At 70.6% G+C, this 24,238-nt stretch carries 22 protein-coding genes; 15 read left to right on the forward strand and 7 right to left on the reverse strand.

Going from position 1 to position 24,238, the window contains the following annotated elements:
- Positions 1-22: 22 nt before the first annotated feature.
- From KBC94_RS03020 to KBC94_RS03045, 6 genes are all read left to right on the forward strand, one after another.
- Positions 23-229, forward strand: a complete 207-nt coding sequence (locus tag KBC94_RS03020) for a heavy-metal-associated domain-containing protein (RefSeq protein WP_294366188.1) — start codon at positions 23-25, stop codon at positions 227-229.
- A gap of 31 nt (positions 230-260) precedes the next feature.
- The gene (gene cueR / locus KBC94_RS03025; protein WP_294366190.1) at positions 261-707 is read left to right on the forward strand and encodes a Cu(I)-responsive transcriptional regulator; all 447 of its coding nucleotides are present in this window, start codon (positions 261-263) and stop codon (positions 705-707) included.
- Positions 708-1,854: 1,147 nt separating this feature from the next.
- Positions 1,855-2,658, forward strand: a complete 804-nt coding sequence (creB, locus tag KBC94_RS03030) for a two-component system response regulator CreB (protein ID WP_294366192.1) — start codon at positions 1,855-1,857, stop codon at positions 2,656-2,658.
- Positions 2,655-4,124, forward strand: a complete 1,470-nt coding sequence (gene creC / locus KBC94_RS03035) for a two-component system sensor histidine kinase CreC (protein ID WP_294366193.1) — start codon at positions 2,655-2,657, stop codon at positions 4,122-4,124. The genes creB and creC overlap by 4 nt, the downstream gene beginning before the upstream one ends.
- A gap of 61 nt (positions 4,125-4,185) precedes the next feature.
- On the forward strand, positions 4,186-4,575 hold the full coding sequence (locus KBC94_RS03040) for a nuclear transport factor 2 family protein (protein WP_294366195.1): 390 nt from the start codon (positions 4,186-4,188) through the stop codon (positions 4,573-4,575).
- 93 nt (positions 4,576-4,668) lie between these two features.
- Positions 4,669-4,947, forward strand: a complete 279-nt coding sequence (locus KBC94_RS03045; protein ID WP_043118541.1) for a DUF2798 domain-containing protein — start codon at positions 4,669-4,671, stop codon at positions 4,945-4,947.
- A 69-nt stretch (positions 4,948-5,016) separates the two neighbouring features.
- On the opposite strand, the gene KBC94_RS03050 is transcribed toward KBC94_RS03045, so the two are convergent.
- On the reverse strand, positions 5,017-7,470 hold the full coding sequence (locus tag KBC94_RS03050) for a penicillin-binding protein 1A (RefSeq protein WP_294366201.1): 2,454 nt from the start codon (positions 7,468-7,470) through the stop codon (positions 5,017-5,019).
- Positions 7,471-7,814: 344 nt separating this feature from the next.
- Here KBC94_RS03050 and KBC94_RS03055 point away from each other — a divergent pair, with 344 nt between their 5' ends.
- The 6 genes from KBC94_RS03055 to proC all read left to right on the forward strand — a co-directional run bounded on the left by KBC94_RS03055 (position 7,815) and on the right by proC (position 14,386).
- Positions 7,815-9,881, forward strand: coding sequence for a VIT and VWA domain-containing protein (locus KBC94_RS03055; protein ID WP_294366202.1), 2,067 nt, complete (start codon positions 7,815-7,817; stop codon positions 9,879-9,881).
- Between the two features lie 17 nt (positions 9,882-9,898).
- The gene (xrtQ, locus tag KBC94_RS03060; protein ID WP_294366204.1) at positions 9,899-10,783 is read left to right on the forward strand and encodes an exosortase Q; all 885 of its coding nucleotides are present in this window, start codon (positions 9,899-9,901) and stop codon (positions 10,781-10,783) included.
- Positions 10,770-11,348 (forward strand): hypothetical protein, encoded by a 579-nt coding sequence (locus tag KBC94_RS03065; protein ID WP_294366206.1) that lies wholly within the window; start codon positions 10,770-10,772, stop codon positions 11,346-11,348. The genes xrtQ and KBC94_RS03065 overlap by 14 nt, the downstream gene beginning before the upstream one ends.
- A 27-nt stretch (positions 11,349-11,375) precedes the next feature.
- The gene (locus KBC94_RS03070) at positions 11,376-12,656 is read left to right on the forward strand and encodes a biosynthetic peptidoglycan transglycosylase (protein WP_294366208.1); all 1,281 of its coding nucleotides are present in this window, start codon (positions 11,376-11,378) and stop codon (positions 12,654-12,656) included.
- A 239-nt stretch (positions 12,657-12,895) separates the two neighbouring features.
- Entirely contained in the window at positions 12,896-13,249 is a 354-nt protein-coding gene (locus tag KBC94_RS03075; protein WP_294366209.1) for an alpha/beta hydrolase, read from the forward strand.
- Positions 13,250-13,570: 321 nt separating this feature from the next.
- The gene (gene proC / locus KBC94_RS03080) at positions 13,571-14,386 is read left to right on the forward strand and encodes a pyrroline-5-carboxylate reductase (RefSeq protein WP_294366212.1); all 816 of its coding nucleotides are present in this window, start codon (positions 13,571-13,573) and stop codon (positions 14,384-14,386) included.
- Between the two features lie 97 nt (positions 14,387-14,483).
- Here the strand turns inward: proC and KBC94_RS03085 are convergent, their stop codons facing one another.
- Together KBC94_RS03085 and KBC94_RS03090 are read right to left on the reverse strand one after the other, a co-directional pair.
- A complete protein-coding gene (locus KBC94_RS03085) occupies positions 14,484-15,284 on the reverse strand; it encodes an alpha/beta fold hydrolase (RefSeq protein WP_294366214.1) in 801 nt (266 codons plus the stop codon).
- A gap of 25 nt (positions 15,285-15,309) precedes the next feature.
- On the reverse strand, positions 15,310-16,293 hold the full coding sequence (locus KBC94_RS03090) for a tripartite tricarboxylate transporter substrate binding protein (protein WP_294366216.1): 984 nt from the start codon (positions 16,291-16,293) through the stop codon (positions 15,310-15,312).
- Positions 16,294-16,418: 125 nt separating this feature from the next.
- On the opposite strand from KBC94_RS03090, the gene KBC94_RS03095 reads away from it, so the two are divergent.
- The gene (locus KBC94_RS03095) at positions 16,419-17,399 is read left to right on the forward strand and encodes a LysR family transcriptional regulator (RefSeq protein ID WP_294366219.1); all 981 of its coding nucleotides are present in this window, start codon (positions 16,419-16,421) and stop codon (positions 17,397-17,399) included.
- An 18-nt stretch (positions 17,400-17,417) separates the two neighbouring features.
- Here the strand turns inward: KBC94_RS03095 and KBC94_RS03100 are convergent, their stop codons facing one another.
- Complete coding sequence (locus KBC94_RS03100; protein ID WP_294366221.1) at positions 17,418-18,317, reverse strand: LysR substrate-binding domain-containing protein; 900 nt, start codon at positions 18,315-18,317, stop codon at positions 17,418-17,420.
- 208 nt (positions 18,318-18,525) lie between these two features.
- On the opposite strand from KBC94_RS03100, the gene KBC94_RS03105 reads away from it, so the two are divergent.
- Complete coding sequence (locus KBC94_RS03105; RefSeq protein ID WP_294366222.1) at positions 18,526-19,725, forward strand: acyl-CoA dehydrogenase; 1,200 nt, start codon at positions 18,526-18,528, stop codon at positions 19,723-19,725.
- A gap of 2 nt (positions 19,726-19,727) precedes the next feature.
- Entirely contained in the window at positions 19,728-20,969 is a 1,242-nt protein-coding gene (locus KBC94_RS03110) for a CaiB/BaiF CoA-transferase family protein (RefSeq protein WP_294366224.1), read from the forward strand.
- Here KBC94_RS03110 and KBC94_RS03115 read toward each other — a convergent pair whose 3' ends face one another.
- From KBC94_RS03115 to KBC94_RS03125, 3 genes are read right to left on the reverse strand one after another with little or no spacing between them, the layout of a single operon-like run.
- Positions 20,970-21,866 carry a DMT family transporter gene (locus tag KBC94_RS03115; protein ID WP_294366226.1) on the reverse strand — a complete coding sequence of 299 codons (897 nt, stop codon included), beginning with the start codon at positions 21,864-21,866 and terminating at the stop codon, positions 20,970-20,972. It lies immediately after the preceding gene.
- Positions 21,867-21,912: 46 nt separating this feature from the next.
- On the reverse strand, positions 21,913-22,383 hold the full coding sequence (locus KBC94_RS03120) for a CopD family protein (RefSeq protein ID WP_294366228.1): 471 nt from the start codon (positions 22,381-22,383) through the stop codon (positions 21,913-21,915).
- A gap of 57 nt (positions 22,384-22,440) precedes the next feature.
- Entirely contained in the window at positions 22,441-24,099 is a 1,659-nt protein-coding gene (locus KBC94_RS03125; RefSeq protein WP_294366231.1) for a hypothetical protein, read from the reverse strand.
- Positions 24,100-24,238: the final 139 nt, after the last annotated feature.

The following is a 24,238-nucleotide window of genomic DNA, read 5'->3' on the forward strand; positions in this document are numbered from 1 at the left end:
GGCCCTCTCACAGGTTTTTTTCATGACTTTTCCTCTCCACGTCTTCCAGGTCAGCGGAATGAGCTGCCAACACTGCGTCCGTGCCGTCACCCAGGCGGTCCAGGATGTCGATCCCGATGCCGAGGTGCGCATCGATCTGCCCGCCGGTCGCGTGGAGGTGCAGAGCGCCGAAGCCCCCGCCGCACTGCAGGACGCGATCCGCGAAGCGGGCTATACCGTCCAGGGCTGACGCCTTTTTCCTCACGGAACCCGGTCCGGCCGTGGCCCCCCGTTCCTCCTCGCCGTCCACAGCGACGGCCCCACCGCTCACCATCGGCCAGGCCGCCGCCCGCTCCGGCGTGTCGGCCCGCATGGTGCGCCACTACGAGACGCTGGGGCTGCTGCCCGCCGTCTCGCGCACCGACGCCGGTTATCGCCTCTACGGCGATGCCGACGTCCATTCCCTGCGTTTCATCAAGCGGGCCCGCGACCTGGGCTTCTCCATCGACGAGATCCAGCAGCTCGTCGGCCTCTGGCATGACCGCAGCCGCCCGAGCGCGGCGGTGAAACGCATTGCCCGCACCCACCTGGACGACCTGGACCGGCGCATTGCCGAACTCCAGGCCATGCGCGGCACGCTCGCCCACCTGGTCCATGGCTGCCGGGGCGACCATCGGCCCGACTGCCCCATCCTCGAAGACCTGGCAGGAAGCGGCCTACCGCGCTGAACACGCGTCGGATCGCCCAGGCCCGGTGATCCGGCCGGGCGAATGTGCCCATCGTGTCTCTCGATCACGCCACACGAACGCTTGCGCGAAGCCGCGGAAAGCCCCCGTTTGTGGAAAAGCGGCCGCCCTACCCCCGGACGGCGCTCAAGACGCCGTGTTATCCGCTTCTCCCCAGCTGGACTGGATAACTTTGTGGGCAACTCGCGCGTTGTCTTGTAAAGCCACTGCAAGTCCTTGATATCAATGAACTTTCAACAATCTGCACAAATAATCAGCAGTGCATATTTAAGGCGTCCAAAGCCCAATCCCACATTTGCACCCCCCTTGTCAAAGGACAACTGTGGGGATGAATCCGGCACAACTGCCCGGTTATCCACACCCGAGGACGGACGGCCGGCATTTGTCCCCATCGGTGCGACATCCACGAAGCAACCCTGCCCACATGGGCCAAGGAAGGCCAAATGCCTGTCCGGCCGAGGGATTTGTGGGTTTTCCACAGGCCGGTGGCTTCCTTATCTATTACGACTATTCAGATATTGAAGATGAAGGAAGGAAAACCGGGACAACGGGCGCCCGCAAAAAAAAGTGGAGATGTCGCGGCGCGCCGATCCGATGGAGAACGACCGAAGCGACGCCGGCTGGGGGACGCCGAAACCGCCGTCTGTCCCCATATTCGTTGGACAACTTTGTGGGCAACTGTCGGACTGCCTTGTAAAGCCATCGCAACTCTTTGATTTACAACAAGTATCTTTGGGCTGCTCATTTTTTTGGCAGTGCATAGTTTGAGCCGGTATCGGCGCTTGGCAGCCAGAAAGCAGACGTCCTGTCAAAGAACAACTCTGGGGACGGCTGTGGAACAAGCGCCGTCTTATCCACAGCCAGGGCGCTTCGGCCGAGGTTGTTCGCCCGCCCACGACAGCACGGACGCAGGGTTGCCCACATCCGTCGCTCGGCGCCAAATCCTTGGCAGGCCGGGGAAAACCATGGTTATCCACAGGCCGGGTGCATCCTTATCTATGACGACTAATGTTGAAATAAAAGAAAAGAACAAAGTCAGGACAACTCCTGCGCCGGGCGTCAAAGCGCAATTCACGGTCTTTCCGAAATCGCTGGGTGCCCTGCGTCCGCACCGCTACGATCCGCCCCCATGCCGAATCCACCCCCTGCCGTTGCCACGGCCCCGACCGCGCCATCGGTCGGGGTTCGGCCGCGCATCCTGGTGGCGGAGGATGAGCCGGGCATCGCCGACACGGTGCAGTACGTGCTGCGCAGCGACGGCTTTGCGCCGGTGTGGTGTGCCACCGGTGGCGCAGCCCTGGCGGAATTCGCCGCCGAGCCGCCGGCGCTCGCCATCCTGGACATCGGCCTGCCCGACATGAACGGCTTCGATCTCTTCCGGCGATTGCAGGCCCTGCCGGGCGCGGCGGACGTGCCCATCGTCTTCCTCACGGCGCGTACCGACGAGATCGACCGCGTGGTGGGGCTGGAGCTGGGGGCCGACGACTACATCGCCAAGCCCTTTTCGCCGCGCGAACTGGTGGCCCGGGTGCGGGGCATCCTGCGGCGCAGCCAGCGGGCGGGTCCGGTGCCTTCGATGCCGGTGACGACACTGGCCACGGCGCCGCAGGCACCCGCCCTGCCCTTCGTGGTCGACGACGAACGCCTGCAGATCCGCTACTACGGCCGCGTGCTCGAGCTGTCGCGCTACGAATTCGGCCTGCTGCGCCTGCTGGTGCAGCGCCCGGGCCGCGTGTTCAGCCGCGAGGAGCTGCTCGACCGCGTGTGGGGCGGCGACAGCGAGAGCCTGGACCGCACCGTCGACGCCCACGTCAAGACGGTGCGCGCCAAGCTGCGCGCGGTGGCGCCCGAGGTCGAGGCCATCCGCACCCACCGCGGCACCGGCTACGCGCTGCACGAAGACCTGCCGCCTTCCACGTCCCTCGTCCCATGAGGCGTTCGCCGAGCCGGCGCACCCGCATCTTCCTGGCCGTGCTGCTGATCTACGTGGCCGGTATCACCTGGCTACTGTGGCGGGTGGTCGGCGACATCGATCCGCGCTACCGCGAATCGGCCGAGGAAGCGCAGGTGGAGATCGCCCAGCTCATGGCCACGCTGGTCGAGCAGGACGTGATCGCCGGCGCCATCGACACCCGGCGGCTGGAGCCGCTGTTCCGCGCCCTCTATGCGCGCGAGTTCTCGGCCCAGATCTACAACCTGCACAAGCAGAAGGTGGAACTGCGGGTCTACGTCACCGACCGCAGCGGCCGGGTGATCTACGACTCCACCGGCCGCGCCGTGGGCGCCGACTATTCGCGCTGGATCGACGTCAGCCGCACGCTGGCAGGCGGCTATGGCGCCCGCGCCACGCGCGACGTGGAGTCCGACCCGCTCAGTTCGGTGCTCTATGTGGGGGCGCCCATCCGCTGGGCGGGCGAGATCGTCGGCATGGTGGGCGTGGGCAAGCCGGTACAGAGCTTCGGCCAGTTCGTGCAGGACGCCCGCCAGCGCGTGATCTGGGTCGGTGCCGGCTCGGCGGCGGCATTGCTGGTGCTGGCGCTGATCGTCTCGGTGTGGCTGGTGCGCCCCTTCGGCCTCACGGCCGATTACATCCGCTGGCTGCGCACCCAGCGTGGCTTCCATCCGCTGCGCATGCTGCGCCGTGCCGCCGCCATGGCGCGCGGCGCCGTGCAGGAGATGGGCGACGCCTTCACCGGCCGCAACTACGTGGCCGACTACGTCCAGACCTTCACCCACGAGATCAAGAGCCCGCTGTCGGCCATCCGCGGCGCCGCCGAGCTGCTGCAGGAAGCCGGCATGCCGCCCGAGGAGCGCGTGCGCTTCCTGGCCAATATCGGCCGCGAGAGCGAGCGCATCCAGCAGCTGGTGGACCGCATGATGGAACTCACGGCCCTGGAGACGCGCCGCGTGCTCGACCAGGTGCAGCCCGTGGCCCTGGGCGCCCTGCTGCGTGAGGCCGCCCAGGGCGTGGCGCCGGCCGCCGCGCGCCGTGGCGTCGTGATCGACGTGCAGGGCCTGCGCGAGGACCTGGGCGAGGTGCATGCCGACGGCGACCCGCTGCTGCTGCGACAGGCCGTGGGCAACCTGCTGGACAACGCCATCGACTTCTCGCCCGAGGGCGGCACCGTGCGGCTCAGCCTGCGGCTGCAGGGCCGGCGCGGCGTGATCGCGGTGCGCGACCAGGGGCCGGGCATCCCTGCCTATGCGCAGGCGCAGGTCTTCCAGAAGTTCTATTCGCTGGCGCGGCCGCACAGCCAGAAGAAGAGCACCGGCCTGGGCCTCGCTTTCGTGCGCGAGATCGCGGCGCTGCACGGTGGCAGCATCGCGCTCGGCAATGCGGAAGGCGGTGGCGCGCAGGCCACGCTGACCTTGCCGCTGATCAGTGGGCAGCTGCGATGAGGCGACCCGGCCGATGTCCGCCAACCCGCACCTTCCCCGCCTGCCGACGATCCACGCCGCCATGACCCCCGACGACCCCCAAGACCTGTGCGCCCACCTGCAACAGCTGGAGGTGGAACTGCACCATCCCGGCACGCCCTGCGACGCGGGGCGGCTGGAGGCCCTGCTCCATGCCGATTTCCACGAGGTGGGCCGTTCCGGCCGTCCCTACGACCGCGCCACTGTCGTGCGCTACCTGTCGCAGGTGCTGACGCCGCCGGCGGTGCATTCCAGCGACTTCCGGCTGGAACGGCTGGCGCCGGATCTGGCACTGCTCAGCTATCGCTCGGCGCAGCGGGCGGCCGACGGCGGCCCGTTGTTGCAGACGCTGCGGGTCTCGCTGTGGAAGCGCGAGGGTCTGGCGTGGCAGCTGCGCTATCACCAGGGAACGCCAGCGGCGTCCGCTGACTGAGGGTGGGGGCGCCCCGATTCGGGCCTGCGCCGGCCCGGCATTTGCATGGCCGGAGTCATCCAGGCCCGCGGGCCGCGTTCTCCCCTCTCTCCCATGCGTGCATCCTCTCCCTCTTCGCGGCCGACCATCGTGGCCGGCATTCCCAAGCTGCCGGCACGCAGTGCCGCCATCGTCGTGCCCCTCCTGCTGTCGCTGCTGATGAGCGGCGTCGTGTCGGCCATCAGCACGTTGCGCGGCGCGGGCTGGACGCCCGATTTCCTGCATCTCTGGCTGGGCGCCTGGATGCTGTCCTGGGCGGTGGCCTTTCCGCTGGTCGTGGTGCTGCTACCCACGGTGCGCCGCCTGACCGGGCTGGTGGTCGACCTGCGCTGACGACGCAGCCGCGTGCCATGAAAAAACCCGGCCGAGGCCGGGTTGTCGGGGCAAGCGGCGCGGGGCGCCTCAGCGGAACATGTTCAGGATCCGGTTGCGCTCGTCCGGCTGCGCAGGCGCTGCAGGTTGCCCAGGCTGGGCTGGCTGGCCGGGCATGGCCGGGATGACCGGCTGGTTGCCCCACGACGGCGCAGGGCCGGTCGTCGGGGCGCCGCTGTTCACCTCCACCGGCGTGATCGGCGTCAGGGCGGCTTCCACCCCGAGGGATTGCACGCCCTGGCCGTTGGCGTATTCGTCGTACATCCATTCGCCGCTGGCGTTGGTCACGCCCGGCGGCACGTCCAGCTTGGCCACCGGGACGCCCTTGAGTGCACCCTGCATGTAGCGCGTCCAGGCCGGCAGCGCCAGGCTGCCGCCGGTCTCGCCGCGCACGCCGAGCTGGCGGGGCGTGTCGTAGCCGATCCAGGCCACGCCCACGCGGGTCGGCTGGAAGCCGGCGAACCAGGCATCGTGCGAATCGTTGGTGGTGCCCGTCTTGCCGTAGAGGTCGTCGCGGCGCAACGTGCCGTAGGCGCGGCGGGCGGTGCCGTTCTTGACCACGCTGTTCAGCAGCGTGTCGATCACGAAGGCATTGCGCGCGGGAATGACGCGGCCGGCCTCGTCGGCGGGCTTGGGCGGGGTGTCCTCCAGCACCTGGTCGCGCGCGTCGGTGATGCGGGCGATCAGCCGCGGCTCCACCTTCAGGCCGCCGTTGGCGAACACCGAGTACGCCGCGGCCATCTGCAGCGGCGTCACCGAGCCGGCGCCCAGGCCCATGGTCAGGTACGCGGGATGCTTGTCGGCCGCGAAGCCGAAATGCGTGATCCATTCCTGCGCATAGGCGGGCGTGATGGCGTCCAGCACGCGGATGGTCACCACGTTCTTCGACTGCTCCAGCGCCTGGCGCAGCGTGATCGGGCCGGCATAGGTGTTGTCGTAATTCTTGGGCTCCCAGGGCGCACCGCCGGTGGCGGCGGCGTCGAAGGACAGCGGCGCGTCGTTGACGATGGTGGCGGGCGTGAAGCCCTTCTCCAGCGCGGCCGAATAGATGAAGGGCTTGAAGCTGGAGCCCGGCTGGCGCCAGGCCTGCGTGGCATGGTTGAACTTGTTCTTGTTGAAGTCGAAGCCGCCGACGAGTGCCTTGATGGCACCATCGCGCGGGTCGATGGCCACGAAGGCACCTTCGACCTCCGGCAGCTGGGTCACTTCCCAGCTGTTCTGCGGGCCGGTGCGGGCGATGCGCACGATGCTGCCGCGGCGGATGCGCAGCGGCTCGGCCGCCTTCTCCACCAACCCGCGCTGCACGGCCTGCAGGCCGCGGCCGGTGATCTCGATGCTGTCGCCGTTGGCGCGCACCGCCACCACCTTGCGCGGGCTGGCCTCCAGCACCACCGCAGCCATCATGCCGCCACTGTCGGGCTTGTCCGAAAGGGCATCGTCCACCGCGCTGTCCAGATCCTGCGCTTCGGCGGGCAGTTCGACATAGCCTTCCGGACCGCGGTAGGGCTGGCGCTGTTCATAGTCGACGATGGCCTCGTGCAACCCCTCATAGGCCGAGCTCTGGTCGTTGCGCGCCACCGTGGTGTAGACCTTGAAGCCCTTGGTGTAGGTGTCGTCGCCGTACTTGGCCACCATCTGCTGGCGCACCATCTCGGCCACGTAGTCGGCATGCAGGCCCGATGGCTCGGCGGCGTCGCGCAGCTTGAGCGGCTCCTGGCGCGCCTTCTCGGCATCGGCCTGGCTCAGGTAGCCGGTCTCGACCATGCGGCTGATCACGTACTGCTGGCGGGCCACCGCGCGGCGGGGATTGGCGATCGGGTTGTTGCTGCTGGGCGCCTTGGGCAGGCCGGCCAGCATGGCGGCCTCGGCCACGGTGATGTCCTGCAGCGGCTTGCCGAAATAGGTCTGGGCCGCGGCGGCAAAGCCGTAGGCGCGGTTGCCCAGGTAGATCTGGTTCAGGTAGATCTCGAGGATCTGGTCCTTGGTCAGCTCGTCCTCCAGCCGCCAGGCCAGCAGCGCCTCCTTCAGCTTGCGGGTGAAGGTGCGCTCCGAGCTCAGGAACATGTTGCGCGCCACCTGCTGGGTGATGGTGGAAGCGCCCTGCCGCACGCCCCCATGCAGTGCGTTGGAGATCACCGCCCGCGTCAGGCCGATGGTGTCGAGTCCGCCATGCTGGTAGAAGCGCGCGTCCTCGGTGGCCAGCACCGCGTCCTTGAGCACCTTGGGGATCCTGTCGATGGGCACCAGCTGCCGGCGTTCCTCGCCGAACTCGCCGATCAGGTCGCCGTCGGCGGTGAACACGCGCAGCGGCAGCTTGGGCTGGTAGTTCTGCAGCGTGCTCACGTCGGGAAGCTGGCGCGACATCAGCGCCGCGGCAATGCCGACGATGGCGGCGCCGCAGACCACCGCGGTGGCACTGCCGATGGCGGTCCACTTGGCGGCTCGGCGCAGGCGGGGATCGGACAGACGGTCTTTGAAGGACATGGGAAAGAAACAGGAAGAGGTCGGCCGGCGGGAGGGAAGGCGAGCATGCCCGCCCGCCGGAAGGCCGCCGTAACAAGGCGTTGCCTGCACGCCGGCAGGCGCGCAAGCCTCGCGCTGTCACGGCAGCCACGCTGTCGGACGGCGGCAGCATTCTCGGTGCGGCGGGTGCCACGCCGTCGGCAGGGCCATCGTCGCCGCGGATCTTGAAAGGAGGCTGAAGGGCGCTGCACACGGACTTCACACAGGCTTCACATGGCGCGTGGGGCTTCATCGGCCCTTCCTTCTGGCTTCGGATGCCGCGCGGACAGTCCTTCCCATCGCACACACCGAGGAAGGAACCGACCATGAATCCGAACTTGTCCTGGCGCCCCCGGCGCAGTCCCGAAGCCCGCGGCTGCGGCCTGTGGGCGTTCACGGCGCTGATGGCGCTGGCCGCCTTTGCGTTGCTGGTGTGCCGGCCTGTCCTTGCACAGGAGGCTGGCAACGATGCCACCGCGAGTCCCTATCTGGTGGTGCAAAGCGACACCCCCGGCACCGACCGCCTGCCCCTCAAGCGCACCGACGTCGACGTGCGCATCGCCGGTGTCATCGCCGACGTGCGGGTGACGCAGACCTACCGCAACGAAGGCGAGCGCACGCTGGAGGCGCGCTACGTCTTTCCCGGCTCCACGCGCGCCGCCGTCGGTGGAATGAACGTGCGCATCGCCGACCGGCTGATCACCGCGCAGATCCGCGAGAAGCAGCAGGCGCGGCTGGAATACCAGGAAGCGAAGCAGGCCGGCCAGACGGCTGCGCTGCTCGAGGCCGAGCGGCCCAACGTCTTCCAGATGAACGTGGCCAACATCCGGCCGGGCGACGAGGTGCGTGTGGAACTGCGCTACACCGAGCTGCTGCTGCCGCAGTCGGGCCGCTACCAGTTCGTCTACCCCACCGTGGTGGGCCCGCGCTACGTGGGCACCGGTGGTGGCGGGGGACCGTGGAGCGCCCAGCCCACGCTGCCCGCCGGCACGGCCAGTGCCGCGGCCTTCTCGCTCAAGCTGAGCCTCGATGCGCCGCTGCCGCTGGCGGACATCCGTTCGTCCAGCCATGCGCTGGCCATCCAACCCAGGCCCGACGACCGGCATGCCGCCCTCACCTTGCGCGAGGATGGCCGGCCGCTGGCCAACCGCGACTTCGTGCTCGACTTCGCCCTCGCCGGTGAGCGCATCCAGTCGGGCCTGATGCTCTATCCGGGCAGCGGGCCGGATGCGGAGAACTTCTTCCTCGCGATGGTCGAGCCGCCGCGCGCCGTGGCCGCCGAGCGCATCGTGCCGCGCGACTACCTCTTCGTGGTGGACATCTCCGGCTCCATGCACGGCTTTCCGCTGGACACGGCGCGCGTCCTGCTCGAGCGGCTGATCGGTGGCCTGCGGCCCAGCGACACCTTCAACGTGATGCTGTTCGCCGGCAGCAACCGCATGCTGTCGCCCAGGCCGGTGCCGGCGACACGGCCCAACATCGAGCGGGCGCTCAGGACGCTCACCGACATCCAGGGCGGCGGCAGCACCGAGCTGATCCCGGTCTTGCGCCAGGCCTATGCCCAGCCCAAGGCCGAGGGTGTCTCGCGCAGCATCGTGGTGGTGACCGACGGCTACGTCACGGTGGAACGCGAGGCCTTCACGCTGGTGCGCGAGCACCTGGACCAGGCCAACCTGTTCGCCTTCGGCATCGGCGCCTCGGTCAACCGGCACCTGATCGAGGGCCTGGCCCGGGCTGGCCGTGGCGAGCCCTTCGTCATCACCGATGAACGGCAGGCGCCCGAACAGGCAGCACGCTTTCGCCGCATGGTGGAGTCGCCGGTGCTCACCGGCCTGAAGGCGCGCTTCGACGGCCTGGAGGTGTACGACGTGGAACCGGCCCGGCTGCCCGACGTGCTGGGCGAGCGGCCCGTGGTGCTGTTCGGCAAGTGGCGCGGCACGCCGCGCGGCCAGCTGGTGGTGGAAGGCCGCAGCGCCGAAGGCCCGTGGCGCCAGGTGCTGCCGGTGGACGCAGGCAGCCTGGCCCCTCAGGCCACGGCCTTGCGCGCCCTGTGGGCCCGCGACCGCATCGCGGCGCTGGACGACCAGGAGGGCCTGGAAGGCAGCGGCCAGCAGCGCGACGCCATCACCGCGCTGGGGCTCAAGTACAGCCTGCTCACCGCCTACACCAGCTTCATCGCCGTCGACCAGGTGGTGCGCGGCACGGGCGATGCCGGCACGACGGTCGACCAGCCGCAACCCTTGCCCGAAGGCGTGAGCGAACTCGCGCTGGGCATGCCGGTGCCCGCCACGCCCGAGCCCGAGACGCTGGGTGCCGTGGCCGTGGCGCTGGGCATGCTCGCCATGCTGCGCCGCCGGCTGCGTCGGCACGACGCGCGGCGCATGACCGCCTGATCGAGGGAGCAACGCCAATGAACCTCGTCGATTGGGCGGGCCGCCATCCCCGCAGCCTGGAGGCGGCGATCCGTCTCGACCGCCTGCCGCCTGTGCTGTGGCTGCTGGCCACCGCCCTGGTGCTCTGGCCCACCTGGGGCTGGATGGGCGCCCGCATGCTGGACCGTTCGGACGATCCGCTGGGCCTGCTGGCACTGGGTGCGCTGGGCCTGTTCGCCTGGCAGGGTCGGCGGTCGCTGCGTGCCTCGCCGCGGCTGGGGCTGCTGTCCGTGGCGGCGTTCGGCGTGCTGGCCTCTTCGCTGCTGCGGGCCGGCGTTGCGCTGCCGCCGCTGGCCACCGGCCTGCTGGCCGTGCTGGCCCTGGCCTGCGTGCTGCTCGCCTTTCTGCCCAATGGGCAGCCTGCCCTGCCGGTGCTGGGCCTGGCGGTGCTCGCCCTGCCCCTGCTGTCCTCGCTGCAGTTCTATGCGGGCTATCCGCTGCGGCTGGTCACGGCCGAGGCGGCGCGCTGGCTGCTGGCGCCGTTCTTCGTCGTCGAGCGTGCCGGCAGCAGCCTGTGGGTCGATGGCCGGCTGGTGATCGTGGATGCGCCCTGCTCCGGCGTGCAGATGGTGTGGATGGGCTACTTCACCGCCTGCGTGGTGGCGCTGTTCATGACGCGGATGGACGACCGCGCCTTCCTGCGCCGGCTGCCCGTGGTCGGACTGGTGGTGCTCGGCGGCAATGTGCTGCGCAATGCCCTGCTGGTGGGCCTGGAGGGCGCCGGCCATGCGCCCGGGCCGCTGCTGCACCAGGCGCTGGGGCTGGCGCTGCTCGCCGTGGTGTGCGGTGCCATCGGGCGGCGGATGCTGCGCGCGGCACCGCAGGGCCTTGCCCTCGGAAAGGATCGCCATGCGCTGGCCTGATGTCTTCGCGCCTTCGCCATGGCGCAACCACTTCGCGCACCGGGTGCTGCACAAGCTGGCGTTCGCGCTCGTGCTGGTGGTGAGCCTGGTGGCCAGCCTCTGGCCGCTGGCGCAGGACGGTGTCGTGCCGTCTTCGTCCCATGCCGCCTCGCCCGAATGGCCCGCCACCTGGGGCGGCGTGCCGTTGAGGCCGCAGGCGCTGGGCGAGGTGGAAGCCCGCTTCGTCCGCCACTTTCCCGGCCACATCGCCCGCTTCACCGACGGCCGGCAGGTGCTGGTGATGCGGCAGGTCGAGCGTCCCACGCGCCTGTTGCATCCGGCCGAGGACTGCTGGCGCGCGCTGGGCTACCGCATCCTCCAGGCCCGGCTCGAACACGATGCGCGCGGCCGGCTGTGGCGCTGCTTCCACGCCGAGCGCGCGGGGAGCAGCACCCAGCGCGTGTGCGAGCGCATTGAGGATGCCGCCGGCCGATCTTTCACCGACACTTCCGCCTGGTACTGGGCCAGCTGGCGCACGAGCGCCGCCGGTCCCTGGACGGCGGTGACCGTGGTCTCGCCGCCATGAACGACACGACAGACAACGGGACGCGATGTGAACAAGGGGCTGCGTTTGCTGCTGTGGGGCCTGCTGGCCCTGCTGCTGACGGCAGCGGTGGCGGCCGTGGCGGTGGTGCGCATCGCGCTCGCGCCGGCCAAGGACGAATGGGCGGTGGACTGGCGCGTCGGTCCCTTCACGGTGCCGGTGGGCGTGCCCACGGTGCTGCGGCTGGCCACCTCGTCCTGGATCGCGCCGCGACTGGACGGCCGCCGGCTGCAGACGGCCCAGGGCCCCATCGACCTGCACTGGGACGCCCCGCGTACGCAACTCGGCCTGCGCTGCGCGCCCTGTCGCCTCGGGCTCGCGGCGATGGGCTCGCAGCCGCTTCAGCTGACCGAGCTGCGCCTGACAGCACGGCGCGACGTGGATGTGCTGCGCGGCGAGCTCGACGCGGTGCCAGCCAGCGCGAGTACCGAAAGCCTGCACGGCCGCTGGCAGGGCCGGCTCACGCAGCGTGACCTGCACATCGATGCCAGCTTCGACGAGGCACCCATCGCGCGCTGGTATGCCGTGCTGGCCACGGGCCTGCCCGAGCTGGAGCGCGCCCGCATCGGCGGCACGGCGTCGGGCCGCCTGCAAGTGCAGCTGCCCTCGGGCACGCTGGGGCTGCAGCCGCGCATCAGCGGCTTCACCGTGGAGGGCCTGGGCACCGAGGCGCTGCTGAATGCGCGCAGCCAGTGCGGGCCTTCCGCCCAGCTCAAGGCCGACAGCTGGCTGGCCCGCGCGGTGATCGCGGCGGAGGACCAGCGCTTCTTCCAGCATCCCGGCTTCGACCTGATCGAGCTGCAGGCCGCCTTCGACCGCAACCAGCACAAGGGTGCGGTCGAGCGCGGCGGCAGCACGCTCACCCAGCAGTTGGCCAAGGTGCTGGTGACCGGCAGCGAGCGCAGCCTGCAGCGCAAGCTGCGCGAATTGCTCTACGCGGTGGACATGGAGCAGCAGCTGGGCAAGGCGCGCATCCTGCAGCTGTACCTGGACCATGCGCCCTGGGGCCGGGTCTGCGGCGCCGAGGCGGCAGCGCGCTTCTATTTCGGCCGCCCGGCGGCGCGGCTGGAGCCGGCGCAGGCGGTCTGGCTGGCGGCCATGCTGCATGCGCCCAGCGCCGCCGCCGAGCGCTGGCAGCGTGAGGGCAGCCTGGACCCGCAGCGCGTGCAGTGGGTGGCCGAGGGCATCCGCGGCATCAGCCGCGGCCAGCGAGAGGCCCTGCTGCGCAACGTGACGCAGGCGCGCTACCCCTGGCCGGGCAACCTGCCGCCCTCCCCGCCCGCGCGCTGACTGAATGCCACGGCTGGGGGCCGCCCCCCGCGCCAGGCGCGGCGACGTAGGAACAATCCCACAGGCTGCCTGGCCTCATTGTTTCCTGATCGTGAACAGCACGTTCGGCAACGACCAGGGTTTTCCCTAGCTCAACGGTCCACAATTCATCTCACGGGCCAGCGATTGAACGCAGACCCGAAGCCGGTGGGGCAGGTGCCCCGCCCGCTCTGTTCAACGCTCTGCTTAGGAGAAAAATCATGACCAAGACCTCGAAGATCATCGCCCTTGCCGCCCTGTCGTTCGCCGCCGTTGCCGGCGCCAGCGCCGAGGAATACCAAGGCGTCGTCGCCCCCGTGTCGGCCTTCAGCCGCGCCGAAGTGAACGCCCAGGCTGTGCAGGCCGCTCGCGCCGAGCAGAACCTGGAATACGTCGGCCAGCAGGTCGCCGTGGCCCCGGCCGCTCCCCGCAGCCGTGCCGCCGTGCAGGCCGAAGCCGTCGCCGCTGCCCACAGCCCGACCTGGAACCTGGACTCCAAGGCCTTCGTGAACAGCACCATCCCGGCCCAGTACACCCAGGGCAGCCTGTCCGTCTACCGCAAGGCCGGCCTGTAATCAGGCCGCCACGCCACGCCGTGCGATTCCTGAGGGATCGGCCGTGCGTGGCGAACCCCCGGCAGAACGGGATGGAGGCGGACCGGGCCTGACACCGGGTTCGTCTTCGTCCCCTCAGGCGGGCACCGCCTGTGAAAGAGGTCCGGGATGGGGCCTGGGAGGCGCCTGACTGCAGCCGGCACGTGAAAGCGTGCCGGCTTTTTCGTTGTGGGCAAGGCCTCGGTGAGCAGCCGGCGGGGCCGGCGGCAGGAAGCGGCAGGCGCGGGGCGCACGACAATGCCGACCGACCCCTTTCCTCCCCTCCTTCTCACGGCACCCCTCATGAAAGTCCTGTTCCTCGGCTACGGCAACATGGGCCGCGCCCTCGGCGAGGCCTGGCGCGACAGCGGTCGCGTCCAGACCCTGCTGGCCATCGATCCCGCGCCTCTGCCTGAAGGCGCTGCGCCGGTACCCGGCCGGCATGCCAGCGTGCAGTCGCTGCAATCGGCGGGCGATGCGGCGGGCGGTGTCGACCTGGTGGTCGTGGCCGTCAAGCCGGCCATGGCGGCCGACGCCTTGCGCGCCCTGCCCGCCGACTGGCTGGCCCAGGCCGTGGTGGTGAGCGTGGCCGCCGGTGTCACCGTCGCCACGCTCGAAGCAGCCCTGCCCCTGGGCACGCCGGTCATCCGCGTCATGCCCAACACACCGGCCATGCTGCGCGCCGGTTGCACCGGCCTTTACGCCGCGCCCGGCGTGGACGAGGCCCGGCGCGAGCAGGTCGGCGCCCTGTTCGCCACCGTGGGCAGCGCGCATTGGGTGGACCAGGAATCGCACATCGACCTCGTCACCGCCATCAGCGGCAGCGGTCCGGCCTACTATCACCTGTTCAGCGAGGCGCTGGCGCAGGCCGGCTTGGCGCTCGGCCTGTCGCCCGAACTGGCCCGTGCCCTGGCGGCCGACACGGCCTGGGGCGCCGCCGCGCTGCAGCACCAGCCGGATGCCGACTTCGCGGCATTGCGCCGAGCCGTCACTTCGCCCAACGGCACCACGGCCGCGGCCATCGCCGTGTTCGAAGAGGGCGAGGCGCTGCGGGTGCTGGTGAAGAAGGCGGCCGAGGCGGCGCACCGGCGCGCCGTCGAACTCTCGGCGGGCGGCTGAGCGCGCGTCTGCGCTGCGGCTCGCGACTTCGGCTATTGCTTCGGTTGCGGCATGCGGATGGCCCGCAGACCGTGGGCTGAAAGCGAACGCCGGACGCTCAGGCTGCGCGCCGCGCCAGGAAGTCCAGCACCGCCGCGTTGAACGCCCGCGGCTGTTCGAAGTAGGCCGAGTGCCCCGCATCGGCCACCACCACCAGTTCGCTGCCGGCCACCCGTTCGTGGAATTCGCGGGCCACGGCCACCGGCACGATCGGATCCTGGTCGCCCACCAGGAAGAGCGTGGGGCAGGCCAACGCGTCCAGCGCCGCCAGCGGAATCAGCCGGTCCGGCGCCATCAGACCCTGCAGCGCCGCACCCCAGTCGGCGGCGGGAATCGAATGGGCGCTGGGGTTGAAGTGGTTGATCTGCGCGTAGAGCGCGGCCTTTTCCGGCTCATGGTCCAGGAACCAGCGGCCCAGCGAACGCTGCTCGATGCTCACCGCCTTCTGCGACAGCTGGCGCGTGGCCAGGATGTCCAGCAGCACGGGATGGTCCACCGCCATCGACGTGTCGCAGGCCGCGAAGGCTGCCACCCGCCCGGGATGCGAGAGGGCGAGCTTCAGCCCGATCATGCCGCCGAGCGACTGGCCCACCAGCCTCACACGGTCGATGCCCTCGTGGTCGAGGATGGCGATCACGTCGTCCACGAACAGCCCAAGGTCGAATTCCGCCAGCGGCGCGGCCGAGCGGCCGAAGCAGCGGATGTCCATCGTCAGGCAGCTGTAGCGGGACGCGAACGCGGGCAGCTGTTGCCACCAGGTGGCGGCATTGGAGCCGGCGCCATGGCAGAACAGCATGGCCGGGCCGTCGCCCTGGCGTTCGTAGTAGATGGCGCGGCCGTGGGAAGTGACGAAGGGCATGGTCGGAAAGGCGAAGGGAGGAGGCTCAGTTGGCCTTGAGGTTCAGGCTGCGGACCAGCTGGCCCCAGCGTTCGGTATCGCTGCGCACCAGCTGCGCGTACTGTTCCGGCGTGGTGGACAGCGCGGTCATGCCCTCGAACTCCAGCTGCTTGCGTGTTGTCGGGTCGGCCTGCGCGGCCGCGAGTGCGGCATGCAACCGGCGCACGATCGGCGCGGGCGTGCCCTTGGGCGCGGACAGACCGATCCAGGCGCTGATCGTCAGCTGCGGATAACCCAGTTCGGCGAAGGTGGGCACCTGCGGCGCCAGCGGGCTGCGCTGCGCGCTGGAGACCGCCAGCACCTTGAGCTTGCCCGCCTGCACCGGAGCCAGCGCGCTGTTCAACGGAATCACGGTCAGCGGCACCACGCCCGCCAGCACGTCCTGCAGGGCGGGTGCGCCGCCCTTGTAGGGCACATGCGTCAGCTTCACGCCCGTGGCGCGCTGCAACTGCTCCATCACCAGGTGGCCGGTGCTGCCGGCACCCGAGCTGGCGTAGTCGAACTTGCCGGGCTCGCGCCTGGCCTGCTGCAGGAGGTCGGCGAAGTCCTTGACGCCGGCGTCGGGCCGCACCACCAGCCACTGCGCACCTTCGCCGATGGTGCCGATGTGCTCGAAGTCGCGCACGATGTCGAAGCCGATGCCGTCGTACATGGACTGGGCGATGGTGTTGAGCATGCCGGTGGCCACCAGCGTGTAGCCGTCCGGCGGCGCCGCGGCGGCCATCTGCGTGCCGACGATGTTGCCGGCACTGGTCTTGTTGTCGATCACCACCGGCTGCTTCAGCACCTGGCTCATGTGCTGGGCCAGCGGTCGGATGGTGCGGTCATAGGGGCCCCCGGCCGGGGCCGGCACGATGATGCGGATGGGGCGGCTGGGCCAGTCGGCGCTGCCCTGGGCCTGCGCCGTGGTGGCCGTGGCGAGCAGGGCGCCCAGCGTGGCGAGCGCGCGCCGGCGATCGAAGGAATGCATGGTCATGTCTCCTGGGATGGCGCGTGAACGCGCTCGTGTGTCTGCGGATCGAGCCGGCATCTTCATCGTCCCAGCGATCAGTGACCAATTAAATCGGGTGGCTGGTCATTAGACTTTGCGATGGCATGACCCCTCCACCTCCGGCTTCCACCCTGCTCAATCGCCTGCTTTCCCGCGGCAAGTTCCGCCATGTGCAGGTGTTGCTCCAGCTGGCCGAACTGGGCAGCGTGCAGCGCACGGCCGATGCCATCGGCATGACGCAGTCCGCCGTCACCCAGACGCTGGCTTATCTGGAACGGCTTCTCGACGTGCGCCTGTTCGAGCGCCACGCCCGCGGCGTGCGGCCCACGCCCGCCTGCACCGACCTGCTGCCCGTGGCCCGTCAGCTGATGCTGGGCATGGCCGACGTGGCGGGCGCGGTGGATGCGCGGCGGCGCCAGGGCCTGGGCTTCGTGCGGGTGCTCGCGTCGGTCTCCGCCATCCACGGCGTGCTGGTGGATGCGCTGCCCGCGTTCGCGCAGGCGCAGCCGGCCATCCGGGTGCAGCTGGCCGAGGCCGAGGGCGAGGACCAGTTGCTGGCCATCGCCCGTGCCGAGGTCGATCTGGTGGTCTGCCGCCGGCCGGGGGCCATGCCGCAGGGCTGGGAATTCCATGCGTTGCGCAAGGACCGCTTTGCCGTGGTCTGCCGCGCGGACCATCCGCTGCTGGCCGATCCCGCCGTCCCTGGCGGCTCACCCGCGGCCGGTCTGCCGGCCGACCAGGCCTGGGCAGCGCTCGCGGCCCATCCCTGGCTGCTGCTGCCTGCCGGCGTGGCCGCGCGGGGGCATTTCGACGCGCTGTGCGAGCGCTTCGGCCGCACGCCGCCGATCTATCCGGTCAGCACCCGCTCGCTGCCGCTCATGGGCTGGCTGTTGCGCCACCAGCCGCTGCTGGCACTGCTGCCGTTGAACCTGGCGCGGCCCTGGCTGGCCACCGGTGAGCTGCGCGAGCTGCCGCTGGCCGACATGGCCGCCATCGAGCCCATCGGCCTCCTGCAGCCACAGTCGGGCATGGGTGAGGCGGCCTCGGCGCTCAGCGACTTCCTGCGCGGGCGCGTGGACGGCTGAGCGATCGCAGCCTGCCTCTCAGCCTGCCGCCTGCGCCACCAGCCACTGCCGGAACAAGGCCAGCGCCGGCCGCGCATCGTCCACCGCCGGCTCCACCAGGTAGTGGCTGCGTTCGCCGCGCAGCGGACGCGGGCAGGCGATGGCCAGTTCGCCGCGGGCCAGTTCGGCTTCGATCAGCAGCGGCGGCAGCAGCGCGATGCCCAGCCCGTGCGCTGCCGCCACCGCCAGCATCGAGAAGAGCTCGTAGCGCGGCCCGGCGCCGCCGCGCGGGTTGTCCACGCCCTGCGCCTCGAACCACTGCCGCCAGCCGTCGGGCCGGGTGCTCTGCTGCAGCAGCGGCAGGCGCGCCACCTGCGCGGGCGTGAGGGCGGCGCGGCCGTCCATCAGCGCGGGACAGCACACCGGCACCACCTCCTCGTGCCGCAGCAGCGTGTGGCGCGTGCCGGCCCAGGTCGCGGCCTGCTGCGGCGTGCCGGTGTAGAGCGCGGCATCGAAGGGCGTGTCGTTGAAGAGGAAGGGCCTGGTCTGCGTCTCGATGTGGACGGTGATGTCCGGATGCGCCTTCGCCAGCAGCGGCAGCCGCGGGATCAGCCAGCGCGTGGCCAGCGTTGGCACCGCCGCCAGCTGCAGCGAACCGCCCGCGCCCTGGCGGGCCATGGCGTCGAGGGTGTCGCGCTCCATGGCGTCGAGCTGGCGGCGGATCTGCCGCGCATAGTCGGCACCGGCCGCCGTGAGCTGCACGCCGTGGCGGGTGCGGCGGAACAGCGCGAGGCCCATGAAGGCCTCCAGCGCGCCGATCTGGCGCGAGACGGCGCTCTGCGTCAGAGCCAGCTCTTCGGCGGCGCGGGTGTAGCTCTCGTGCCGGGCCGCGGCCTCGAAGCAGGCCAGCGCCTGGGTGGAGGGGATCTTGCGTCGCATGGTCCAGTTCAACGGTGAAGGTATGCCGTCGCTACATAGTTGATGGCCACCTGTCGCCTTGGACCATCTGCGGCGCATTGTCGCCAGATATGCCCAATACGCATGCCTGGGTGCCGATTTCTCGTTTGCGCCGCCATTGGCGCCGGGCGTACGATGCCTCGCATCCCCCGCAACCTGCAGCCGCTCACGCGCACGGAGACCGCACGCCATGGCCACCAAAGCCGCCTTCCACTGGGACGATCCCTTCCTTCTCGACCAGCAACTGACCGACGACGAACGCGCCGTGCGCGAGGCGGCCAATGCCTACTGCCAGGACAAGCTGGCGCCGCGCGTGCTGGAGATGTTCCGCGGCGAGAAGACCGACCTGTCGATCTTCCGTGAGATGGGCGAGCTGGGCCTGCTGGGCCCGACCATCCCCGAGCAGTACGGCGGCCCCGGCCTCAACTACGTCTGCTACGGCCTGATCGCGCGCGAAGTGGAGCGCGTCGATTCCGGCTACCGCTCCATGGCCAGCGTGCAGTCCTCGCTGGTGATGGTGCCCATCTACGAATTCGGCACCGAGGCGCAGAAGCAGAAGTACCTGCCCAAGCTGGCCAGCGGCGAGTTCATCGGCTGCTTCGGCCTGACCGAGCCCGACCACGGCTCCGACCCCGGCAGCATGGCCACCCGCGCCTACAAGACCGACGGCGGCTATCGCCTCAAGGGCAACAAGATGTGGATCACCAACTCGCCGGTGGCCGACGTCTTCGTCGTCTGGGCGAAGGAAGTGAGCGAAGGCGGCGCCGTCGGCCCGATCCGAGGCTTCGTGCTCGAGAAGGGCATGAAGGGCCTGTCGGCCCCGGCCATCCACGGCAAGGTGGGCCTGCGCGCCTCCATCACCGGCGAGATCGTCATGGACGACGTCTTCGTGCCCGAGGAGAACGCCTTCCCCGAGGTGCAGGGCCTCAAGGGCCCCTTCACCTGCCTGAACAGCGCCCGCTACGGCATCAGCTGGGGCGCCATCGGCGCCGCGGAGGACTGCTTCCACCGCGCCCGCCAGTACGTGCTGGACCGCAAGCAGTTCGGCCGTCCCCTGGCCGCCAACCAGCTGATCCAGAAGAAGCTGGCCGACATGCAGACCGAGATCACGCTGGGCCTGCAGGGCAGCCTGCGCCTGGGTCGCATGAAGGACGAGGGCATCGCCGCGGTCGAGATCACCTCGATCATGAAGCGCAACAACTGCGGCAAGTCGCTGGACATCGCCCGCCTGGCGCGCGACATGATGGGCGGCAACGGCATCAGCGACGAGTTCGGCGTGGCGCGCCACCTGGTGAACCTGGAGGTGGTCAACACCTACGAGGGTACGCACGACGTGCACGCGCTCATCCTCGGCCGCGCGATCACGGGTATTGCAGCATTCAGCAACTGAGCATGCCCAGCAGCCCAGCCGCCGCGCTTGACGGCATCAAGGTCCTCGACCTGTCCCGCGTGCTCGCGGGCCCCTGGTGCACCCAGATCCTCGCGGACCTCGGGGCGGACGTGGTCAAGATCGAGCGGCCCGGCGTGGGCGACGACACCCGCAGCTGGGGCCCGCCCTTCCTCAAGGACGCCGAGGGCCAGGACACCACGCAGTCCACCTACTTCACCGCCTGCAACCGCAACAAGCGCAGCATGACGGTGGACATGGCCTCGGCCGAGGGCCAGCAGATCCTGCGCCGCATGGCGGCCGAGGCCGACGTGGTGGTCGAGAACTTCAAGACCGGCGGCCTGGCCCAGTACGGGCTGGACTACGCCAGCCTGCGCGCCCTCAACCCGCGGCTGGTGTACTGCAGCGTCACCGGCTTCGGCCACGACGGCCCCTATGCCGAGCGCGCCGGCTACGACCTGATGATCCAGGCCATGAGCGGCATGATGAGCATCACCGGTCGGCCCGATGCCGAGCCCGGCGGCGGTCCGCTGCGGGTGGGCGTGGCGCTGATCGACCTGTTCACCGGCTGCTATGCCTCCACCGCCATCCTGGCCGCGCTGCGTGCGCGCGAGGCCAGCGGCGAGGGCCAGCACATCGACATGGCGCTGCTGGATGTGTCCATGGCCATCCTGGCCAACCAGGCCACCGCCTTCCTCAACACCGGCAAGCCGCCGCAGCGCCAGGGCAACACGCACCCCAGCCTCGCGCCCTACCAGGACATCGCGACACAGGATGGATCGATGCTGCTGGCCATCGGCAACAACGGCCAGTTCGCGCGCTTCTGCGAGGCGGCCGGCCATGCCGAATGGGCGGCCGACGAACGCTTTGCGAGCAACACGCTGCGCGTGAAGCACCGCGCCGAGTTGATCGCGCTGATGGAGGCCGTCACCCGCACCCGCACCACGGCGCAATGGGTGACCCTGCTCGAAGACAAGGCCGTGCCCTGCGGCCCCATCAACGACATCGGCCAGGCCTTCGGCGATGCACAGGTGCGCTCACGTGGTCTGGCCGTCACGCTGCCGCGCGATGCGGGCGACGGCATCGACGCCATCACCGGCGTGGCCAGCCCTCTGCGGCTGACCGCCACGCCGCCCGTGCTGCGCCGCGCGCCTCCGGCCCTGGGTCAGCACACGGACGAGGTGCTGGCGGAGCTGGGCTTTTCGGCCGACGAGGTCGCCCGGCTGAAGTCCAGCCAGGTCGTCTGATCAGGCGGCCGCCCGCGGCGCCTCGCGCCGCACCAGGTACAGCCCGCTGGCGATGATGATGGCGCTGCCCGCCAGCGTCCACGCGTCGGGCGTGGCGCGCCAGATCAGCCAGTCCAGCAGCAGGCCCCAGGCCAGGGCGCTGTATTCGAAGGGCGCCACGGCGGCGGCCTGGCCGTGGCGGAAGGCCTCCGAAATGGCCAGCTGCGCCAGGAAGCCCGCGACGGCCAGCGTCGCAATGGCCGGCACATGCTGCGCGGACACGGGCGTCCACACGGGCAGCGCCAGTGCGCCGCCGCCCACGGCCAGGCTGACGGTGGTCCAGAACACCAGCGCGCTGCTCGGCTCGGTACGGCTGGCCAGACGGCCCAGCACATTGCTCAGTGCATAGCAGGCGGCGGCGCCCAGCACGGCCAGGGCGCCGGTCGTGAGGAAGGCCTCGCCGTCCGGCCGCAGCGCCACCACCACGCCGCCGAAGCCCGCCACGATGGCCACCCAGTGCCGTGGCTGAATCCGCTCGCCCAGCAGGGGCACAGCGAGCAGGCTGATGAGCAGCGGCGCGACGAAGCTCAGCGTGTAGGCTTCGCCCAGCCCCATCGTGCGCAGACCGGAGGTGTACAGCACCAGCATCAACACGCTGAGCACGCCACGCATCAGATGCAGGCGCCAGCGCATGCCGCGGTGGAACACCTGCCCGCCCTCGCGTCGACACAGGATGTACAGCGCGATCATGGGCAGCGAACTCCAGCCCCGCAGCGCCACCACCTGGGCCGGCGCGAAGTGGCCGCCCAGCACCTTGAGCATGGCGTCCACCACGCCGAAGGCGGCACAGGCGGCCAGCATGGCGACGATACCGCGCAGCGTGCCCGACAGGCGGGTGGCGACGAAGGTGCCGCTCACCGACCCGGCCCGCCGTGCCAGGCGGGATGCGCGTGCGAATGCGCCCTCATCCAGCGCGACCCAGCAGCGCGACGACGAAGACCAGCACACCCAGCACCAGGTTGAAGGCCACGCGCAGCCGGATGCGGTTGAGCGCCGCGCCGGCCTCGGGCCACTGGTGGGCAGCCACCGCGCGGCGCAGTGCCGGGAAGGCGCTGGCGCGGATGGTGATGTAGATGAGCGTCATCACCGCCGCCAGCCCCGCCATCGCATGCACCCGCCAGTGGGCGTTCGCGAAGCCGCCCATCTGCCCCAGCATCGCGAAGCCGCTGAGCCACAGTGTGGCGATCGCGATGTCCACGCCGATCAGGAAGCGGCGCAGCACGGCGGTCATCAGCGGCAGTCGCTGCGGCGGGGCCAGCAGCGCGGCCGCGGCCGGCCGCACGGCGAGGTGCAGCGTGGCCATGCCACCCACCCAGAAGGCGGCGGCGAGCACATGCAGCAGAAGAAGCAGGGCGTAGAGGATGGTGGGGCTCATGGGGGGTCGGGTTCTGGGGGAAGGTGGGGGATGCCTCGAAGGGCATGGGTCGGCCGATCATCCCATTGCCGCGCGTCGGACGGCACGCCGTGGCGGTGGCTCCAGCGCCAGCAGCTCGGCGGGCAGCGCGTCGTTCCAGACGTCGCGAAAGTAGGCGCGGTCGCTGGCCACCAGCTGCGGCAGCACGGCGCGCAGCCGGGCGAGGGCCGCGGCCGCGGTGCCCAGGTCGCGGCCATGGGCGGCGAACCAGGCCTGCTCGAACAGCAGGCCCGCCAGCTGCAGGCCGGGGTAGCGGCGCTGGCCCGCGTCGTGATCGGCCAGATGTTGCGCGGCCACCCCGGCCCAGCCGCCGCGCATGGCGGGGCCGTCCAGGCCGGGCGCGAGGCGGTCCTCCGCGCTCTCTTCGGCAAGGGCGCGGGGCGTGAGCGGTCGCAAGGCCGCGAACTCGGCCAATGGCAGGCCGGGGCGCGGCTGGCAGTCGCCGCGAGCGATGCGCATCAGGTAGATGGCATTCCACGCCGAGCGGCCCTGCCCATCGGCCAGGCTGCACAGCCATTCGCTGAACGCGATCCACTGCACCGCATGCCGGCGCGCCTGCGCACCGCGTGCCTGCGCCGCCGCCTGCACGCCCAGGCCCACGCGGTCGAACAGCCACACGGCCATGCCCATGTTGGCCGCCACATGCTGTGCGGCATCGAAGGCATGCGACTCGAAGGCCGCGGCCAGGGCGCGGCCGAAGTGCTGCATGGCCTCGTCGGCTTGCAGTGCGGCGGTGGCGGCGTCCGTGGTGGCCAGGCCCAGCGCACGCGAGCGGCAGGCGAGCGCCCACAGGTTGCTCCACTCGAAGCGCACCTGCGGATGGTGGCGCAGCAGCGGCGCCTGCTGCGCATCGCGCGTCATGGCGGCCAGTTGCGCCTGGGCCTGCGGCAGATCGCGGGCGGTGTAGCTGCACCACGCGCCCACGATGGCGGCCATCGCGCCCAGGTAGTCGTGGCTGGCCACCTGGCGGGCCAGGCGCTGGCGTTGCAGGGCGGCCAGGCGCTTGCGGGCCTGTGCGTCGTCGCCCAGGCGGCGCCAGAGCAGCGCTTCGTTGAGCGTGACCAGCGCGCGTTGGTAGTCGTCCTGGGCCAGGTCGGCCGCCTGGCGCATGGCGGCCAGCGCGCTGGTGGGCGCTTTGGCATCGCGCCGGCCTTGCACCGGAGCGGCCCAGCGGCCCTGCCGCATGGCCTGCTGCGCGGCGGCGAGCTGGTGCCAGAAGCGGGCGTCCTGCAGTTGCACCGCGCTGGCCTGTGCTTCTGCGGCGCTGGTACGAGCGCGCCGCGGCGATGCGGAAAGACCCAGGAACGCCGCCACATCGGCCGGCCGGGCCGCCTGCCCGTCGACGCGCAGACGCAGGCGCCGCGCCTCGGCGGCAGGCAGCCAGAAGGGACCCTGGCTGCGGCCCTCGGCATTGAGGAAGCGCGGGTCGCGCGCCGCGTCCGGGCCCCAGCCCACGCGTAGGCCCCAGGCCTTGAAGTCGCGGAAGGCGCGACTGACCACCATGCGCAGGGTTCGCGCGGACGACACCTGCCCGCGCAGGGCATCGACCGCCACCACCTCGCCAATTCGCTGCGCATGGTGCAGCCGCACCAGCAGCCACAGCGATTGATAGGCCGCCGGCCGGCCGCCCACCGACTGGGGCGAGCTGAGTTCGATGTCGATGGAGGGCAATGGCATGGGGAAGACGGCGATGTGACAGGTGTGACAGCAGTGCGGCGCGGGCGGCCCCGCGGGCTTGGTGGCCGGGGCGGGCCTTCCTACGATGCGGGCTCGTCGCGACGCCCTTGCCCTTGCCCTTGACCGCCTGCCCCGCATT

Origin of the sequence: Pseudacidovorax sp. (genome assembly GCF_017991995.1) — a bacterium.
Lineage (GTDB): Bacteria > Pseudomonadota > Gammaproteobacteria > Burkholderiales > Burkholderiaceae_C > Xenophilus.

What these genes read in the sequence shown, in the direction of transcription:
- KBC94_RS03020 (WP_294366188.1), top strand. Translation starts at nt 23, where the DNA reads ATGACTTTTCCTCTCCACGTCTTCCAGGTCAGCGGAATGAGCTGCCAA.
- creB (WP_294366192.1), top strand. Translation starts at nt 1,855, where the DNA reads ATGCCGAATCCACCCCCTGCCGTTGCCACGGCCCCGACCGCGCCATCG.
- creC (WP_294366193.1), top strand. Translation starts at nt 2,655, where the DNA reads ATGAGGCGTTCGCCGAGCCGGCGCACCCGCATCTTCCTGGCCGTGCTG.
- KBC94_RS03040 (WP_294366195.1), top strand. Translation starts at nt 4,186, where the DNA reads ATGACCCCCGACGACCCCCAAGACCTGTGCGCCCACCTGCAACAGCTG.
- KBC94_RS03045 (WP_043118541.1), top strand. Translation starts at nt 4,669, where the DNA reads ATGCGTGCATCCTCTCCCTCTTCGCGGCCGACCATCGTGGCCGGCATT.
- KBC94_RS03050 (WP_294366201.1), bottom strand. Translation starts at nt 7,470, where the DNA reads ATGTCCTTCAAAGACCGTCTGTCCGATCCCCGCCTGCGCCGAGCCGCC.
- KBC94_RS03055 (WP_294366202.1), top strand. Translation starts at nt 7,815, where the DNA reads ATGAATCCGAACTTGTCCTGGCGCCCCCGGCGCAGTCCCGAAGCCCGC.
- xrtQ (WP_294366204.1), top strand. Translation starts at nt 9,899, where the DNA reads ATGAACCTCGTCGATTGGGCGGGCCGCCATCCCCGCAGCCTGGAGGCG.
- KBC94_RS03065 (WP_294366206.1), top strand. Translation starts at nt 10,770, where the DNA reads ATGCGCTGGCCTGATGTCTTCGCGCCTTCGCCATGGCGCAACCACTTC.
- KBC94_RS03075 (WP_294366209.1), top strand. Translation starts at nt 12,896, where the DNA reads ATGACCAAGACCTCGAAGATCATCGCCCTTGCCGCCCTGTCGTTCGCC.
- proC (WP_294366212.1), top strand. Translation starts at nt 13,571, where the DNA reads ATGAAAGTCCTGTTCCTCGGCTACGGCAACATGGGCCGCGCCCTCGGC.
- KBC94_RS03085 (WP_294366214.1), bottom strand. Translation starts at nt 15,284, where the DNA reads ATGCCCTTCGTCACTTCCCACGGCCGCGCCATCTACTACGAACGCCAG.
- KBC94_RS03090 (WP_294366216.1), bottom strand. Translation starts at nt 16,293, where the DNA reads ATGCATTCCTTCGATCGCCGGCGCGCGCTCGCCACGCTGGGCGCCCTG.
- KBC94_RS03095 (WP_294366219.1), top strand. Translation starts at nt 16,419, where the DNA reads ATGACCCCTCCACCTCCGGCTTCCACCCTGCTCAATCGCCTGCTTTCC.
- KBC94_RS03100 (WP_294366221.1), bottom strand. Translation starts at nt 18,317, where the DNA reads ATGCGACGCAAGATCCCCTCCACCCAGGCGCTGGCCTGCTTCGAGGCC.
- KBC94_RS03105 (WP_294366222.1), top strand. Translation starts at nt 18,526, where the DNA reads ATGGCCACCAAAGCCGCCTTCCACTGGGACGATCCCTTCCTTCTCGAC.
- KBC94_RS03110 (WP_294366224.1), top strand. Translation starts at nt 19,728, where the DNA reads ATGCCCAGCAGCCCAGCCGCCGCGCTTGACGGCATCAAGGTCCTCGAC.
- KBC94_RS03120 (WP_294366228.1), bottom strand. Translation starts at nt 22,383, where the DNA reads ATGAGCCCCACCATCCTCTACGCCCTGCTTCTTCTGCTGCATGTGCTC.
- KBC94_RS03125 (WP_294366231.1), bottom strand. Translation starts at nt 24,099, where the DNA reads ATGCCATTGCCCTCCATCGACATCGAACTCAGCTCGCCCCAGTCGGTG.